At 44.6% G+C, this 17,955-nt stretch carries 8 protein-coding genes; 7 read left to right on the forward strand and 1 reads right to left on the reverse strand.

Annotated features, from left to right (window positions below; translation table 11 throughout):
• Positions 1 to 3,138, reverse strand: a complete 3,138-nt coding sequence (locus EWE74_RS16055) for a GH92 family glycosyl hydrolase (RefSeq protein ID WP_130142621.1) — start codon at positions 3,136 to 3,138, stop codon at positions 1 to 3.
• A gap of 323 nt (positions 3,139 to 3,461) precedes the next feature.
• Here EWE74_RS16055 and metK point away from each other — a divergent pair, with 323 nt between their 5' ends.
• The 7 genes from metK (at position 3,462) to EWE74_RS16090 (ending at position 17,941) form a co-directional block, all read left to right on the forward strand.
• Complete coding sequence (gene metK / locus EWE74_RS16060) at positions 3,462 to 4,721, forward strand: methionine adenosyltransferase (protein WP_130142622.1); 1,260 nt, start codon at positions 3,462 to 3,464, stop codon at positions 4,719 to 4,721.
• A gap of 390 nt (positions 4,722 to 5,111) precedes the next feature.
• Complete coding sequence (locus EWE74_RS16065; RefSeq protein ID WP_239018685.1) at positions 5,112 to 8,099, forward strand: SusC/RagA family TonB-linked outer membrane protein; 2,988 nt, start codon at positions 5,112 to 5,114, stop codon at positions 8,097 to 8,099.
• 12 nt (positions 8,100 to 8,111) lie between these two features.
• The gene (locus EWE74_RS16070; RefSeq protein WP_130142624.1) at positions 8,112 to 9,761 is read left to right on the forward strand and encodes a RagB/SusD family nutrient uptake outer membrane protein; all 1,650 of its coding nucleotides are present in this window, start codon (positions 8,112 to 8,114) and stop codon (positions 9,759 to 9,761) included.
• 39 nt (positions 9,762 to 9,800) lie between these two features.
• On the forward strand, positions 9,801 to 11,018 hold the full coding sequence (locus tag EWE74_RS16075; protein WP_130142625.1) for a SusE domain-containing protein: 1,218 nt from the start codon (positions 9,801 to 9,803) through the stop codon (positions 11,016 to 11,018).
• A 25-nt stretch (positions 11,019 to 11,043) separates the two neighbouring features.
• Positions 11,044 to 12,612 carry a DUF4832 domain-containing protein gene (locus EWE74_RS16080; RefSeq protein ID WP_130142626.1) on the forward strand — a complete coding sequence of 523 codons (1,569 nt, stop codon included), beginning with the start codon at positions 11,044 to 11,046 and terminating at the stop codon, positions 12,610 to 12,612.
• Positions 12,613 to 12,614: 2 nt separating this feature from the next.
• The gene (locus EWE74_RS16085; protein ID WP_130142627.1) at positions 12,615 to 13,814 is read left to right on the forward strand and encodes a glycoside hydrolase family 88 protein; all 1,200 of its coding nucleotides are present in this window, start codon (positions 12,615 to 12,617) and stop codon (positions 13,812 to 13,814) included.
• Between the two features lie 71 nt (positions 13,815 to 13,885).
• Positions 13,886 to 17,941: a hybrid sensor histidine kinase/response regulator transcription factor gene (locus EWE74_RS16090; protein WP_206365279.1), complete on the forward strand. Its 4,056-nt coding sequence runs from the start codon at positions 13,886 to 13,888 to the stop codon at positions 17,939 to 17,941.
• Positions 17,942 to 17,955 lie beyond the last annotated feature (14 nt).

Consider the following 17,955-nt stretch of genomic DNA (forward strand, 5'->3'; position numbering starts at 1 on the left):
TTACTGTTCTACTCCCCAGTTTTTATTGGGCGTCGGACCCATTTCCAGCACTAGACTGCCTCCGTTAAGCAATTCCTTCGCGGAGAACTTAAAGCTTTGAAGCGGTTTACCATTTAAGGTCGCCTGTTGCACATACACATTTTTGCGCGAAGCATTTATTGCGCTGATGATGAATTTATCCCCGCGGCCATATCTGTTGCCTAAGTTGATTTCTATTTCTTCAAACATCGGGCTACCTATTTCATAGACCGGCTCGACGCTACAGCCTCCATCCGTTTGGAACAGTCCCAAAGCAGCCATAATAAACCAGGCGCTCATCTGTCCTTGATCTTCATCACCAAGGTAGGCGTTGGCCTGGCCACTGCCGTAATAGCGGTCTATAATAGAGCGGGACCATTTTTGGGTGAGCCACGGTTTGTCTACCCAGTTGAAGAGAAACGCAAAATGCATGGATTGCTGATTGCCCTGTACGACGGGAAAATCCCAGTACTGGTCGTTTGGTGCATTGTATCGCCAATGCTCACTGGCATTGAAGCCCCACTCCAAGCGCTCTAAAAATCGGTCCTTACCGATATAGTCCGCTAATCCTTTTACATCCTGCGGAACAAAATACGTCAGCTGCCACGCGTTTCCTTCCACATAATGGTGGTTTTTACCGGAATGAAACGGGTCAAAAGGCGATTCAAACTTCCCTTCACTATCTCTTAACCTGGCATAACCCGTTTCCTTGTCAATCGCATTTTTCCACCAGCTTCCCCGATTATTATAGATCTGATATTCCTTTTCCTTGCCAAGCGATTTTGCAAATTGGCCCACGGTCCAGTCATCATAAGCATATTCCAGGGTATTCGAAAACCGTCCTTTATCGGAAGGGACATACGAATATTGCAGATAAGGTAGCAGGTCCCTGTTTCCGGCAAATCCTCCAGCCACGGGCTGTGCGGGGGTCGTTTGCATTTTGTTGACCGCTTCGAAGGCCTTTTCGGTATCAAAATCGCGGATGCCCATCTGGTAAGCACCTACGATCAATGGTATTTCATGCTCGGCGACCATGACCGGTATGTATTTCATCCCTGCCGGACCTTTTGCCAGCCAACCGTTGGCATCATACATCGCTAATTGTGAATTGACCCATCGGGAAGACCATTCGGGTACGACGAGGTTCCAGAACTGATTTAGGTTCCAGAATGTATTCCAGAACGCATCACAACCCAAGACACGATGTTCGGGATTTTTTAGTCTTTGTTTAACGCCATCAGCGCTCATCCATTCTCCATTGACATCGTTCCAGGTATTTCTACTACAGATAGACCGATACATATTGTTATAGAACCTTATTTTCTCATTTCTATCGTTCGTCTGAATTTTTATACGATCGAAATAGCTATTCCATACGGCTATCTGGTTATTTTCTACCGCTTCGAAACTCCACCCAAAAGGATCTGTGATTTCTGTTTTTAGATTTTCTGAAGCATTGGCTATGCTCACCAAGGAAATACCCGTGCGTACTTGTACGACAGGTTGATCTGATGTCTCAAATTCCACGAACATACCGGCATCTTTTAGGTTTTTTCCCTTAATGTTAGCGGCTCCAGATTTCACTTCTTCATTGATCCATCCGCCTACATTTTTTATCGGGCGGTCAAACTCGATGACGAAGTTAACAACATAATCCTGATCGGCATCATTACTCCACACATGCGGACGGGGAGATATCTGATGGCTTCGGCCTTCAATGCGGTAGTCACTTACTTTGTTTATTTCTACATCTACTAACTGATAATCGTATTCCGCATGGATATGCATGTCGATCATCACCCTACCATCTTTATCCTGCGGGAATGTATAACGAGAGAAACTTGCCCTGGTTGTCGCTGTCATCTCTGCCTTAATATCATAATCGGTCAATAATACCTCATATCGGCCTATCGGTGCACGTTCGGTAGACTTATCCACCGCCGACCGATAGCCTGAATTATTATCTCTTTCATCGCCTATTTTTGTTTTTAGCGTTCCATTGACCGGCATAAGACCGAGACCTCCCATGGTCCATTCGTGAATATGGCTAAATGTTCCGACAGATTCAAAGGTGGGTTGGTAGCCGGCCTGCCAGCCCATGTTTTGGTTGTCCGGGCTTATTTTCACCATGCTGAAAGGCATCCATGGACCAGGAGCAATCATCCATCGCGAGTGGGCAGTGCCAATCTTTGTATCAACATATCCGGCTAACGTTTGCTGTTTTTGTTTATTCCGCAAAACGACACCTTCCTGTTCGACTTTACCATCGACCACTACCTTATATTTACTTTTTTTACTTTTGGATACAGCCGGCATTAACGCTTCATAAATATAGCGTCCCGTGTCTAGCTGTGCGGCAAATATTTGCTTTCCATCCAATAGCACCTTTAGCTCAGGTCTTTCTTTTAAATGTTCAACATCTACTAATAACGGTTGATATTGCTGACCTTGGTTCGTTGTTTGATAATCGGCGGCTGATACCTGCCGAATAAAAACTTTGTCGTGGCTAAGCAATTGTGTTCTTTGCGGACCTTCCAGTTTTATATGGTCGAATATAATCCATGAACCTTCCAGCACACTGACCGTTACCATATTGCCTCCTTCATTTAAATCATCGCTCATTAACCCCAGTTCGAGAATAGATTCATTTGCTTGGGATGTATTCCCAAGTAGTGATTCTGCCGAGCCATTCTTACCTAATCTGAATGTCTTGCTTTTATGATTGACGGTTACTTTTACTAATGTCTGGGCTTGATGGTTATCAACAAGATCCAAAACCAGTGTCCATTTTTCGTTTTGTGGCACTTTTCCCAACCCAAAAAGGATATTGACATCATGTGTCCGCCAGCCAGATGTAGGTCCGGTACCACCCCAAGAATCTGCCGGCCCAGGTAAGATATAAGGGAAATCTTGATTCAGCTGAGAAAGTCCAATAAGAAAATAACGATCTTCATATCCAAAATCTTTTTCCAGAAAACGTTTATATTCATTGGGCGCAAGCGCAAATTCTTTTGCACTGTTGTTGTTTTCACCAAGCTGCCAAATAATGTTTTCCGCTTGACTGCCAGAAATGAAAGCCCAGTTGATTAAGAAAAAAAAGAAAAGGGGTTTATAATACATAGCTGTTACTGATTTTAATGTATGAACATTTAAAGTATGTTCAAATGTATGTGGAATATTTTAATAATGCAAATATCTAAAGGAGAAAATCGATTAAAATATGCATCATAAAAATTCGCTTCCATTCGTATTATTCAAATAAAGAATTGTACTTTTGTGCACGAAAAATGTGGACTGATTTGCGTGCTGCATATTGACTAATATGCCAGAAGGAGATTGCAACCACAGTAAAAAAAAGTGCTAAAACCAGAATTTGGGTCGTTTTTCCACTTCTACTTAGACAACTCCTTCCGTACGTTCAATCACAAAAGAAATATGTAGTAATGGCTTATTTATTTACATCCGAATCGGTGTCGGAGGGACACCCTGATAAAATAGCGGATCAGATTTCCGATGCGTTGATTGATAATTTTTTGGCGTGGGATGAAGATGCCCGAGTCGCTATTGAGACCTTAGTAACGACCGGCCAGGTTGTTTTAGCTGGCGAAGTGAAATCCAACATCTATTTAGATGTACAGAAAATTACCCGCTCGGTTATCCAAAAAATAGGGTACACCAAGTCCGAGTATATGTTTGAGGCAAACTCTTGTGGTGTGCTGTCGGCTATTCACGAACAGTCTGCGGAGATCAATCAAGGCGTCGATCGCCAAACAAAACAGGAACAGGGCGCCGGCGACCAAGGTATCATGTTTGGGTACGCGAGCAACGAAACCGAAAACTATATGCCGTTGGCGTTAGACCTCGCTCATCGGTTATTATACGAACTAGCTGCATTGCGCCGGGAGAATAAAGAGATTACTTATCTACGCCCAGATGCTAAGTCGCAAGTAACATTAGAATATAGTGACGACCATAAACCGCAACGCATCGACACGATCGTCATCTCAACACAGCATGATGAGTTCGCTACTGAAGCAGCAATGCGGGAGAAAATTACCGACGATGTTAAAAACATCCTGATCCCCCGCGTAAAGGCACAACTGACACCAGCGTTGCAGGCCCTATTTACCGACAACATCAAGTTTCACATTAATCCTACGGGAAAATTTGTGATCGGCGGGCCGCATGGCGACACCGGCTTGACCGGCCGTAAGATTATCGTGGATACGTACGGAGGAAAAGGAGCACATGGTGGTGGTGCATTCTCCGGAAAAGATCCCTCTAAAGTAGACCGCTCTGCAGCATACGCTACCCGTCATATTGCTAAAAACCTCGTAGCAGCAGGTGTTGCGGACGAGATACTGGTGCAGATATCCTATGCTATCGGTTTAAAAGACCCTATGGGAATCTATGTAAATACGTACGGCACAAGCAACGTCGACTTTAACGATAGCAAAATTGCTCAAAAAATCGGTGAAATATTCGACATGACACCTTACGGCATCGAAACCCGCTTAGGACTTCGCAAACCGATATATTCAGAAACAGCAGCTTACGGACATATGGGAAGAACGCCCCAAACCATAACCAAAACATTCGAAAGCTCCAACGGTGAGAAGAAAACCGTGGAAGTGGAATTGTTTACCTGGGAGAAATTGGACTATGTGGATGCTATTAAGGAGGCGTTTGGGATTAAGTCCTAAAATCTGAGCACAAGACGATATAAAGGTTACTTTACAGCACAGTAGGGTAGCCTTTTTTATTTCGATCATATTTCTAGTACCGACTAGCGCCTCCTAGGCGCAATAAATCGCTTTCTGTACAAAATTGAACCATTTCTGAACAAACCTATACCGTCAGATCAGGCCTCTTCGGCTACCTTTGTGCCATGCTGGAACGCCATCAACGCTTCCGCTAACCGCTATAAACAAAAAAGTTAAACAATTAAACCCAATGCCTATAGAAATACATAAATAGCTATTATAACACCTTTGCTTATTTAGCAACGAAGCCAAAAAATGAAAATATTTTTTTAGCGTTAACCAAACTAAATTTATATGATTAAGGAAACTAACATAAAAATAAAAACCTGCATGCTACTCTTTTTCTCCCTTCTGTGGACAACGGTTATGCATGCACAACAAAATTTAATTAAAGTTACGGGAAAAGTAAGTGATGCCGATGGAAATTCACTAACCGGCGTCACCATTCAAGTGAAAGATAGCGACACCTACGCGAGCACTGATGACGCGGGCAATTACAGCTTACAAGCTGCCCCCTCGTCTATATTAACCTTCTCCTACGTTGGCTATAGTAGCCAAGAGGTGCCTGTCCCCGCCTCCGGGATCATGAATGTGACCATGACGGGCGAAGCCGTATTAGACGAAGTGGTGGTAGTTGGGTATGGTACCACACGTAAGCGAGATCTTACCGGAGGTCTCTCCGTTGTCGGACAAAAAGAATTATCCATGGTATCCACCACCAACTTAATGGATCGCTTGGTTGGGCAAGTAGCGGGTCTTACTATTACGACTTCAAATGCCGCTCCCGGTGCCAGCCAAACGTTATTAATCCGTGGTGAGAACTCGTTATCAGCAAGCAATCACCCTTTAATTGTCTTAGACGGCATACCCTATAGTGGTTCCTTGGTAGACTTGGATCCCAATATCATTGAAAATCTTACGGTACTAAAAGATGCTTCGGCAGTAGCTATTTATGGCTCGCGCGGATCCAACGGTGTCATTTTGGTGCAAACAAAACGAGGCGTAGCAGGTAAACCGCAGGTCGGCTATAGAGGTCAGATTGGTGTCGCGGAACCCATGCAATATATCCAGGTTATGGGACCCGATGAATATATCCGCCTACAACAAGATATAGGCCGTCTAAAAGAAGGCCTTTCCGGGGATCAATTGGATCCCATCGCGGGCGGTATCATCAGCCAAAGCGAACGCGAAAACTACATCAATGGAATCACACACAATTGGCAGGACTATATCTTTCGCAAAGGAATCACCATGGATCACCAGTTAAATTTTTCGGGCGGAACACACAGTACAAAATACATGGTCGCCGCTTCGTCCATGAAGCAAGACGGTGTTGTATACAACTCCCGGTTGAACCGACATAATATTTCCGCAAACATCGATCAAGTGTTCAATGACTGGTTAACGACCGGAATAGGTACGCAGTTTGTACAGCGCGAAGACGGTGGTGTTACGCCAAATATCGAGCACGCGATCAAACAGAGTCCCTATGGCAAATATATAGATGAAACAGGCCGGTACATTACCGAGCCTATGGAATATGCACTCATCACCAATCCCATGCTCAATGTCAATGCGGATCAGAACAGAACCAACCGCAATTTCTTTATCAATGGATATGCGAACATACAACTTCCGATAACAGGTTTATCCTTCCGCTCCAATCTCGGTTATAATTACCGTTCCAACTTTACAGGAACATATTACGGCAGGGACACCTTCGTCGGCCGAGAACAAGCCGGATTGGTTGGGGGTAATGCCAGCATCAGCAATGCGCACAATACGGACTATACCTGGGAAAACATCTTGCGTTATGAACGGGAGATTGGGGACCACCGGCTTGATGCGACCGGCTTATTCAGTCTACAGGAAACTAAAAATATTTCATCCGGACTGAACGGACAAGGCTTTGTAACGGACCAAACCAGCTATTATATGATGGAAGCTGCCGAGCGCAACCAAACCATATCTTCGGGATTGACCGAAACCGCGTTACTATCCTATATGTTCCGTCTAAACTACGGTTATAAGAGCAAATACCTAGCCACGATTACCGGACGTACAGACGGCGCCTCTGTATTTGGAACCAACAATAAATACGCCTTTTTCCCATCCGTAGCCCTAGCTTGGAACGTGGCAGAAGAAAGCTTTATCAAAGATAACGCAGATTGGATGGACATGCTGAAGCTACGTCTTTCTTATGGCTCAAACGGGAACCAAGCTATCTCCCCCTATCGTACGTTGGACCGGCTGTACTCCAGTGTGAAATACATCTGGGGAGATGGCGGCTTACCTGTGAACACCGCATACCTGCCTAGTGACGGCGTCGGGAACCCCAACCTGAAGTGGGAGACAACGCGCACCACCAACCTCGGTATCGACTTTCAGTTTCTGAATAATCGCTTGGGCGGAACCATCGAAATGTATAGATCCAACACACACGATCTCTTGATGATCCGTACCGTCCCCATCATGAATGGGTTTGGGCGGATCTGGGATAATATCGGGCAGACCCGTAACACCGGTATTGAAGTAGCCTTAAATGCCGTTAACGTCCGTACGTCCAAATTTGAATGGAGTTCGAACCTGAATTTCTCGCTAAACCGGGACAAAATTATTGAACTGCGCGGCGACCAGATGGATGACATCAATAACCAATGGTTCATAGGAAAACCATTACGTGTATTCTATGACTATAACGTCATTGGTATTTGGCAGCAGGGAGATACGTTTAAGTACACCGATGCCGATGGTAATTTAGAAGACATACAAAGAGGTGCTGTTCCTGGCGACGCCAAGATAGAAGATGTGGACGGCAATGGGTACATCGATGCAGAGGACCGAAAAATCATCGGATCAAAAATGCCTAGTTTTCTAGCTTCTGTAGGCAACAGAATGTCCTTCGGCAATCTTTATTTCTCTTTCTTGGTTAACGGCGTATTTGGTGTCTGGCGCGAAGATAATTTGGCCAACATGGGTTCATGGACGTATGGTATCACCAACTATGTCCGTGGAGCAAATTATTGGACACCTGAAAATCCAGACGCAGACATTGTCTCTCCAGGTTATCTCAATAGTCTCGGGCATGGATATTACCGAAAGCAGCACTACGTTCAACTTAAAAATGTAACCCTCGGCTACCGCGTCGGATCGGCCATCGCCAATAAAGTCCGGCTAAGCGCCATAGACGTAAACGTGAGCGTCAATAATCTCCATACGTTTTCTAACGCCAGGCAGGTGCTAAACTACGACAATGGCTGGATGGCTTCTTTCCCCACAGCGCGTTCGTATATGTTCGGTTTAAACTTAACTTTTTAAGACCTAAAGACGATGAAAATAAATAAAATCATGATGAGTTGCGTTGCGGCACTTGCAATAGGTGCCGTAACAGGATGCAAAGACTTTCTCACGGAAGATCTAAAATCGGAGTTGGCGCCTACAAATACATTCACCAGTACGTATGGCTTTGAAGTAGGGAGTACTGGACTATACGCTCTCGCTCGCGCAGAGTATAATACGTGGGGAGAGGGGGGCGCTTTTATGCATGGTAATGCAACCCCATATGAAGCTTTACAGGCCGCAACGGATATTGTGGACGTGATCAACAGCGATGCATCACTGACCGCATTTGCCAACCTTACATTAACCGCTGAAGAACGGTTTGTACGTTCTTATTGGGATTGGTCTTACAGCTTGATAGCCTCCGCCAATGAAATTTTGCTGTTTTCGGATATAAACGACAATTGGGATCGACCGACGGATAAAGTACATTTCCAAGCAGAAGCTAAATTTTTTCGGGCGTATGCCTATCGCACGTTGGTCTACCTCTATGGCGACGTGCCTTATGTAGAAACCATACAGTATGATTTTCAGCTCAACTTCACCCGCACCCCTAAGGCGGAAGTGTTACAGCACATTGTAGACGACCTCCAATTCGCCGTCGAAAACCTGCCCGAAAACCCCGATCAGGTGCAAGATGGAAAGTTAACCAAATGGGCGGCATATCATCTCTTAAGCGAAATGTATCTCTTACAAGGCGAGTACAACCTGGCTGAAAAAGCTGCTTTGGCCGTTATCAACAGCGGCTATTTCAATCTGATGGCGAGTCGGTTTGGCGTCAGTGAGAATCAGCCAGGCGATGCATTCAGTGATCTCTTCAAAGAAAATAATCAAAACAGAAAGGCAGGCAACCGGGAAAGTATCTGGGTGCTGCAGTTTGAATTCAATGCCATCGGCGGAGGAACAAATTCAGACGATTGGACACGTCGCGCATGGAATCCAAAATATTTTGATATCACTGGTTTTACGTTGGCAGACACCCTCGGAGGCCGCGGCTTGGCACAGATTGTACCGATGAAGTGGTGGATGGGTACTACGGGCACCAATGCAAGCGGAAATGCACCCGGAATATTTGATGCCAGCGATATCCGAAACTCCAACTACAACATCAAACGTAATTGGTACTATAATAATCCCAACAGCCCAGTGCACGGCACGAAAGCGAATATCACGGAGCAGACGTGGTTCAGCACCAAAACACTATTCCCGGCGTTGACCAAATTCTTTTACGGCCGCGCCGAGAATCTGGGACTCACCGGCAGCTACCGAGACCGGATGAAGTTCCGCCTGGCAGAAACCTACCTGTTGCTGGCAGAAGCATATTTAGGGCAAGGCGATGCATTTCGTGATCGCGCAGCAAATGCCGTCAATGCCGTGCGGCAAAGAGCGAACGCCTTACCTGTCAATGCCAGTAATATGGATATGGATTTTCTGCTTGATGAACGCATCAGGGAATTAGTCGGTGAAGAAAGCCGTCGCTTTACGCTGGTCCGCACGAATACGTACGTAGAACGAGTCAGCACGTACAACAGTGCCATACGCGATCGAGTAAAGGTTGATCATGCATTATGGCCGATACCGCAGAGCATCCGTGATGCCAATCGCGATGCGGAGTTCCCACAGAATCCTGGTTATAGATAGGATAAAGTATTCCATGCATTTGTTTAAAAATTATATTTTATGAAAAAGATAGCTTATCTATATCGAATTTTAACGTTGTTTCTCGCCGTCTGTGGTTTAAATGCCTGTAGCTACGAAATCGTCGATATCGACAAAGTACCTGAAACAATGACCTTACAGGCATCATCAGGAGAGATTGCACTGGATGTGGAACATCTCACAGACGACATCATCACCTTTACATGGGAGCCCGCACGATCAACATCGGAAGACCATGTGGTACTTTACACGACCAAGCTGGATGTCATCGGCAATAACTTCGGATCGTCGACTGCCATCATGCAGTATGAAGACGATGGTATATTCAGCCGCAGCTTCACCTCAGAGCAGTTACAAAATTGGGCGAATGAAAAATGGAAGCTACCCGTGAACACCCCTTTTACACTGGAATTCAGAGTGATTGCGCAGTGGGAAGGAGGACCAACATTTGAAGCGCCCGAAGTCAAAACAGTCACGGTACGTGTACACCCCATCCGAACCATTGTCTTCGATGCAGACAACGTATTTTTAGACGGCAGCTCGGTACCAGGATCACGGATTGAGCTGGCCAAAACCATTGAAAACAATAATGTCTATGCACATGTTCTCGATTTGGATGCCGGCGAGTTAATCATACCCATATCGTACAATGGCGAGACCAATTATATCAGCCCTTCCGATAACGATGGAACATTAAAAGATGGCGAGACGATCAGTGTCACCGTACGCGAAAATCCGATTCCTTGGAAAATAGAAAACCCCGGCGAATATCGGGTCGTCATCGATATGCAAAAAGCAACAGCTACTATTTATTCTCCGGCCAAAGCACTGATGCCCAAGGTCGTGGATTGGAACAGTGGAGCTGGACCAGTAACAACGGAAATCACGGACCTATGGATGCATGGAGCCATCAATAATTGGGGAACACCCATTAAAATGAATTGTACCGTAAGCCTGGCGGATCCGCAGGTACTTGTTTACACGGGCGGCACCACGGGTAAAACCAAGTTCATTGCGTATGGCGGAAGTGACAACGATAAAAACTTAGCTTATGCATTTAGCTCTCCATTGACTTCCGCAGGCTTAAGGCAAGATATCACGCTCATTCTCGGCAAAATAAATGACATATCTGGCGGATTTTCCGGAGAGCATAGAAACTCTTATATCACGATACCAGGTGGTACAAACCTCTTGGTGCTTGACTTGAGAAACATGACGATTCTTGCAGAAAAACGCTAAAACACTAAGCAGAAATATTAAAAATATGAGAAATTTAAATTATTTGAAAACGATCAAGCTCCTTTTGATGATCTTAGTATGTTTCCAATCCGTCGCGTGTTCATCAAACGGGATTAATGAAAGCGAAGGTGGAAATGGAGATCATACGCTCGTAAAAACAAAATACAACAGAAGCACCATGTTCCGCAACCCCTTGAATGGTTGGGTCATGTATGCCGCACGAACCGCCGAACCTACCTACTGGGACCAAGAGTACTATGTTGCCGACTTGGGCAAACGCGTAAAAGCTATCGATTACGCATCGGCCTGCTATCTACGCACCAGTTGGTCATCGTTAAACCCAGCCGATGGCGTTTACGCTTGGCGCGATCCGAGCACGCAAATAGCCCGATTAATCAACGGTGCCAAAGAAAGAGGGCTTCCCATAGCCTTCCGTATCGTAGTAGATGGCCGCGATCAAGGGATGAATACGCCACAATTTGTTTTTGATGCCGGAGCGGCGTCCTACCTGGAAAACCCCTCCTTTCCTACGCGCGTCACACCCCTTCCCCAAGATCCAATATTTAGGCAATACTACACCAAATTTATAGAAGCCCTGGCCGAGGATTTCAATGATCCAGATCTCGTGTCGTTTATCGACGCCTATGGTTTTGGAAAATGGGGAGAAGCGCACAACGTGATCTACGAAGACCCCAATAGCCCAAGCGGATCCGATACCGAAACACTAAAGGAAGAATTGATCGATTGGGTTTCCGACCTCTATACGAGAACATTCACTAACATCCCATTGGTCATCAATTACCACCGTCTAGTCGGCCACCCGCAAAGCTGGGGCTCTCCCAATCCGAACAGCGATCGATTACTCGTCAAGATGATTAACAAAGGATACAGTCTGCGGCAAGACGCGTTCGGGATGACAGAATACTATCAAAGTTGGGAGAAACAGTTCGCCAAATCGTGGAATTTCAAACGCCCAATACTGATGGAGGGCGGATGGATTACCTCGGGCACACACCGTTACTGGACAGATCCAAGTGGCCGTTACCGCGAAGGTCATCCCGAAGATGTTCGGCAGGGCGAGTTTGACGATTCTGCTGAAGCCCGTGTCAACATGATGGACTTCCGATCTGGAGATACCGATTCCTGGTTTGAAAAGTCGTTTAACCTTGTGCAGCGTTTCATATCAGAAGGAGGATATCGGCTTTATCCAGATCGCCTGTACCTACCAGAAACCGTAGCTAGCGGTAAAGAAGTTAACATCAACCACCGGTGGCGGAACATGGGCTGGGGTTATTTTCCCAACAACATCCCGCAATGGAACTATAAATATAAAGTGGCATTTGCACTCCTGGACGAGCAGGGATCGGTCAAAAAAACATTTATCGACCATGAGGCAGAACCCTCGACCTGGTTAAAAGACAGTCCCGCATCATATGACTTTAAAATGGTCATAGACCTGCCTAAAGGAACATATACCTGGGCCATCGCTATTGTTGATACAACAAAGGACAACCAGCCCGGTATAAAGCTTGCCGTTAACGATGAGATAACCGAAGAAGGGTGGGTGAAACTTCTGAACGTCCAAATACAATAAGTATGTACAACAAACTTTTTAGTTACTTTATCATCCTGTCCGGACTGTTCGCTTGTACCGAACGTCCGGAAACGGATGACGATCAGGCCTTAAAAGCGGTAATCGACAGCGCCTTTATTTTTGCCGAAAAACAATCCTTGTTGATGGCGGAAAAATACAAAGATCAGCAAGGAAGACTCCCCCGGACATACGAGAACGGCAAAGATGTTTCTTCCGACTCACGCTGGTGGTGCAGCGGCTTTTTTCCAGGCTCGCTTTGGTACATCTATGAAAACAGCCAAAATCCCGCTGTATTAAAATATGCGGAATTGTATACGGATCGTGTCGAGCGGGAGAAATATACGACAGACAATCATGATGTCGGCTTTATGATCTATTGTAGTTTTGGCAACGGCTATCGGCTCACAAACAATAAAAAATATGAAGACGTGATGCTTACCGCTGCTAAATCGCTAAGTACCCGCTATCGTCCGCAGGTAGGATTGATCCGGTCTTGGGATCACAATACCGAACAATGGCAGTACCCCGTTATCATCGACAATATTATGAATTTAGAGTTATTGTTGTGGGCGGCGACCTATTCGGGCGACGCCCGTTTCAAGGAGATTGCGTTATCCCACGCCGACAAAACGATGGAGCATCACTTTAGACCCGATTACAGTTCCTACCATGTCGTCTCGTATGACACAATTAGCGGCACACCGCACTTGAAACAAACACATCAAGGTTTCTCGGACGAGTCGTCCTGGAGCAGAGGGCAAGCTTGGGGACTTTACGGCTATACCTATCTATACAAGGAGACGAAAGATGAGCGTTATTTAAAACAAGCCCAGCATATCGCAGACTATTTGATTAATCACCCCAATATGCCTGATGACTATATTCCCTATTGGGATTATAACAGTTCCGATATTCCGGACACTTATCGCGATGTATCCGCAGCGGCTATCACCGCGTCGGCGTTGATTGAGTTAAGTAATTATGTTGATAAAGATCGCGCATCGCTATATGAGCACGTTGCCAAAGTCCAGGTTAAGACCATGGCGTCTCCGGCCTATACGGCTACTCTCGGCGAAAATGGTTATTTTATCTTAAAGCATAGTGTAGGTGCATATCCTCTCCAATCAGAAGTGGATGTACCGCTCACTTATGCAGACTACTATTATTTAGAAGCTTTGACCAGGCTAAGGGAAAAAATTTAAGATAAGAAGTAACGGGCTAAACAATTTTTATAGTACATTGGCATGTAATCCGGAGGAATGTTCATTATAAAATGAAAAAATACAGTCTATTATTCTGCTTTTTTATTTTCTTTTTACAGTGCGCTTTTGCGATTGATACGTCACGTTACCGGTTTCACGTGATGCCTGAAACCTCCTATTACGGTGGAATACAGAGCATAGCAAAAGATAGTCTAGGGCGAATTTGGTATACCGGTACTGACGCTATCTTTATGTATGACGGGAATAGCTTCCACCAATTAGACGAACTCGTTTCCGCCCTCAATCCTACCGTCAAATGGGGGTATGGTTCTCTAATCGCCAGCCAGCGAGGAGAACTATTTCTCTTCACGAATCATGCCTTGCTACGCTTCGATTATGAGCAATTTAAATTTCATATCGCCGTACAACGCAGCATACGATCTGCATGTCAACATGATGACGGCAAACTATATATATTATCCAGAGATAGTCTTTTGTGGTATGATTCACAAAACAATACATTAAACGGTTTTCAGCTGCCCAAAGACAAATTCTACAGTAAAATTCTAAGTTTGAATGGTGACCTGTATGTGTCGCATGAAAGCACACTTTATAAACTGCACCAAAGCGAGAAGCAATTGGTACCGTTTATCCATTTAGACAAACCTTCCCATACCCTTGTTGACGTACTGGAATATGAAGGACTCTATTACCACCTCACCCAACGAGGTGGTATCTTTGTCACCGATACATTGGGAACAATAAGACGCCATATTCCTGTATCCTTTGCGAACAACCAGCCGGCATTAGCGAAAGGCCTATTTCTTGATCAAACCGGTGTAATATGGGTGGCCACCCAGGTTGGATTGTTCTTATATAATCCAATCAAAGAAGAGCGCGGTTTTCTTCGATTGAACTTGAATGATCCTTTTTCACTACCGAATAATTCGATCTGGACCATCTATGCAGATCCTAATCAAGGCGCGTGGATCGGAACCTATGGCGGTAAGATTGCCTACTGCTCGCTATACGATGCGCATGTACGTTATTTTAATCCCAGCCCAGGAGGACTTAACCATCCTATTGTCAGTAGTTTCCAAGAAGATCAATTGGGCAACATGTGGATCGGAACTGAAGGTGGCGGGCTCAATTACTGGGACCGGAAAAACGACTCCTTCCACCATTTTATAAAATCATCCACAGATTCACCAAACTCCAACATGATCAAGCGTTTACGTTTTGATTCGGAGAACCAACGTCTTTTGATTTCTGCATTTAGCGGCGGCCTTACGGCGTATGACCCCGCTGGTCGTACTTTCAACGATCTCCATTTCTTCTTCCCGGGAAGCCGGCAGCCACTCACCATATACGATTTCGTACAGGATGAAGAAGGAACTTGGTGGATGACCGATCCCAACCAACCTTTTTTATATAAAAGAAAGAAAAACGCGGATACAGAAATTGTTAAAATTATCGGTGCAAATGATGAAAAGCTAAACCTCGATATAGCCACATTGTATTTAGATAACCAATATAACCTCCGGTTGATTACACAACAAGGATTATATGTTGTTGACCGAAATACGCTTAAAGTCCTGAAACATTATCTGATTCAAGACGCCCCTTATTCCGCCAACAATCTATCCTGCCATCACGAATCTTCAAATGGTGATTTATGGTTAGGCACATTAGGAAGAGGCGTAAACGTACTGAAGAAAGATGGCACTTACCTCAATTTCAACAGCAACAATGGGTTTCCGCCAAAGATGGTATTCGGTATATTGGAAGACGACAGTTCGAAGAGAATCTGGCTTAGTACCAGCGATGGCATTTATAGTTATAATCCCAAATCCACCAAGTTTGAGAAGGCACGTTTTTATAAAGAAAACAAATGTGGATCTTTTTATATACGCGCGGCCTACAAGACAGCAAAAGGGGAGCTATTTTTTGGCGGAACCAACGGATTTTTGCTATTTGACCCTGCACACACCGGTAAGAACCCACAGAAACCTCGCGTGTTCTTTACGGGTTTTCTGGTAAACAATACCGAGGTAACAGCTAGTTCTGCTTCCTCCCCGCTGTCAAAAGACATCTCCAGCCTATCGAACAGACGGGACGAACGAATACGGCTTTCCAACAGCGAATCCAACATAGAAATTCGATTTTCAGCCAACAGTTACCTGGCTGCGGATAAGAACCAGTTTGCGTATCGCATGCGGGGAATCAGCGATAACTGGACGGTGGTCAATACACCACATAAGTCTGTACAGTTTTTCAACCTTTCTAGCGGCAGCTATACGTTTGAAATAAAAGCGTCTAATAATGACGGGCTATGGGGAGACGATATATCACGGCTCTATCTGCATATAGATCCCCCTTTCTTTCTTTCGTGGTGGGCCTATTGTTTTTATAGCCTTATTGTCATTTCATTATTGTTTTTCATCATCCGTTACTACACCGATAAAAAGATGTTCCAGGAGCGTTTGGCACTCGAAGCGTTAAAAGAGCAAAATATACTGAAACTGAATCAAGCCCGCACCGATTTTTTTACGAATATTTCGCATGATCTAAAAACCCCGCTCACTTTGGTACTGCAACCTCTTAAACAACTAAAGGAAACACTGGACGCCAATAATCACGCTACCGTTTACATGCAGCTCATCGAGAAAAACGTGTCGCGGATTCAACGTATGATAAGCCAGCTACTCCGCTTTAGAGAAATAGAAAGTCAAAAAGTCACGTTACATCCTCAGGTGGGGGATATTATCAACTTTGTACGTGATGTCTTTAGTCTGTTTGAATTATATGCAAATAAGAAGGAGATAGAAACGAATATTTCAGCATATAAGGATCAAGTATATGTCGCTTTCGACTATGATATCGTTGAGAAAATCTTGACCAATTTATTTTCCAATGCTTTAAAATATACTCCAAATAAGGGTTATGTTGGCGTGCGCATATATAGTTCTACGGAAGAAGAGAAGGCGAGGCTACCTCAAAAACGGGCGGAAGCCGAATTAGAATATATTTCCATCGAAGTACTCAACAGCGGTGACGGCTTCTCCGAACAACAAATTGCTACCCTTTTCACTTCTTTTAACCGTCTGTCTTCCCATCGGCCCACCTTCGAGGAGAGTTCAGGATTGGGACTGGCTATTGTCAAGGAATTGGTTGATGTACTCAAGGGAAACATCTGGATGGTCAACAAAACCAACAAAATTTCTTTTACAATTATTCTACCATTGAAAAAGGAAGCGAGCACCGGTAGTATGCGCGGGAACGTTTATGATTATACCATTTCGGAGATTGACGACGTCATGTTAGATGATACAGAGCCCGACAGCCCTACCAAGAATGCACGAAAAGCCAACAGTTTACTGCTGATAGAAGATGATCCTGCTATGCGTACCTACCTTGAACAACGTCTTTCACAAAAATACAATATTTATACGGCAAGCGACGGTATGGAAGGGATTATCAAAGCTGAAAAAATATATCCTCAGCTGATCATTACCGATCTCATCATGCCTAATGGCAACGGATTTGAAGTATGCCGTCGCTTAAGGCAAAATTTTAAGACCAGCCATATCCCTATCGTCATGATATCGGGCGTTGGGGAAGAAAATCAAAATAAAATTAAGGCCCTTGAATACGGAGCAACCGTTTTTATCGATAAGCCCTTCGATATCGAATATCTGTTGCAACAGACCGAAGCAATCTTGAAAAACCAGCAAGAACTACGGGAAATGTATAGCAAACGCTTGGTGGTCGATCCAGCCAAAGTAACGATCACATCTATGGATGAAGAACTGCTCGTGCGGGCCATGAAATTTATCGAACTGAACATCGCCAATCCTCTGTATTCAGTAGATGACTTTGTTTCAGATATGAATGTGGGAAGAACCATTCTATACCAGAAAATACATGATATTGTAGGCATGTCTATCAAAGAATTTATTTTGAATATTAGACTAAAAAGAAGTGCCTATTTATTAGAGCAATCTGATCTGACTATAGCAGAGATAGCCTATCAGACAGGTTTCAACAATGCAAAATACTTCAGTGTATGCTTCAAAAAACAGTTTGACATGAGCCCTTCAGAATTCAAAAAGAAATCGCTAACATAAGATTGTACATCCAG

Source organism: Sphingobacterium corticibacterium, from assembly GCF_004208525.1.
Lineage (GTDB): Bacteria > Bacteroidota > Bacteroidia > Sphingobacteriales > Sphingobacteriaceae > Sphingobacterium > Sphingobacterium corticibacterium.

Coding starts and splice junctions, on each gene's coding strand:
- EWE74_RS16085 (WP_130142627.1), top strand. CDS start 12,615: ATGTACAACAAACTTTTTAGTTACTTTATCATCCTGTCCGGACTGTTC.
- EWE74_RS16075 (WP_130142625.1), top strand. CDS start 9,801: ATGAAAAAGATAGCTTATCTATATCGAATTTTAACGTTGTTTCTCGCC.
- metK (WP_130142622.1), top strand. CDS start 3,462: ATGGCTTATTTATTTACATCCGAATCGGTGTCGGAGGGACACCCTGAT.
- EWE74_RS16090 (WP_206365279.1), top strand. CDS start 13,886: ATGAAAAAATACAGTCTATTATTCTGCTTTTTTATTTTCTTTTTACAG.
- EWE74_RS16070 (WP_130142624.1), top strand. CDS start 8,112: ATGAAAATAAATAAAATCATGATGAGTTGCGTTGCGGCACTTGCAATA.
- EWE74_RS16065 (WP_239018685.1), top strand. CDS start 5,112: ATGCTACTCTTTTTCTCCCTTCTGTGGACAACGGTTATGCATGCACAA.
- EWE74_RS16055 (WP_130142621.1), bottom strand. CDS start 3,138: ATGTATTATAAACCCCTTTTCTTTTTTTTCTTAATCAACTGGGCTTTC.
- EWE74_RS16080 (WP_130142626.1), top strand. CDS start 11,044: ATGAGAAATTTAAATTATTTGAAAACGATCAAGCTCCTTTTGATGATC.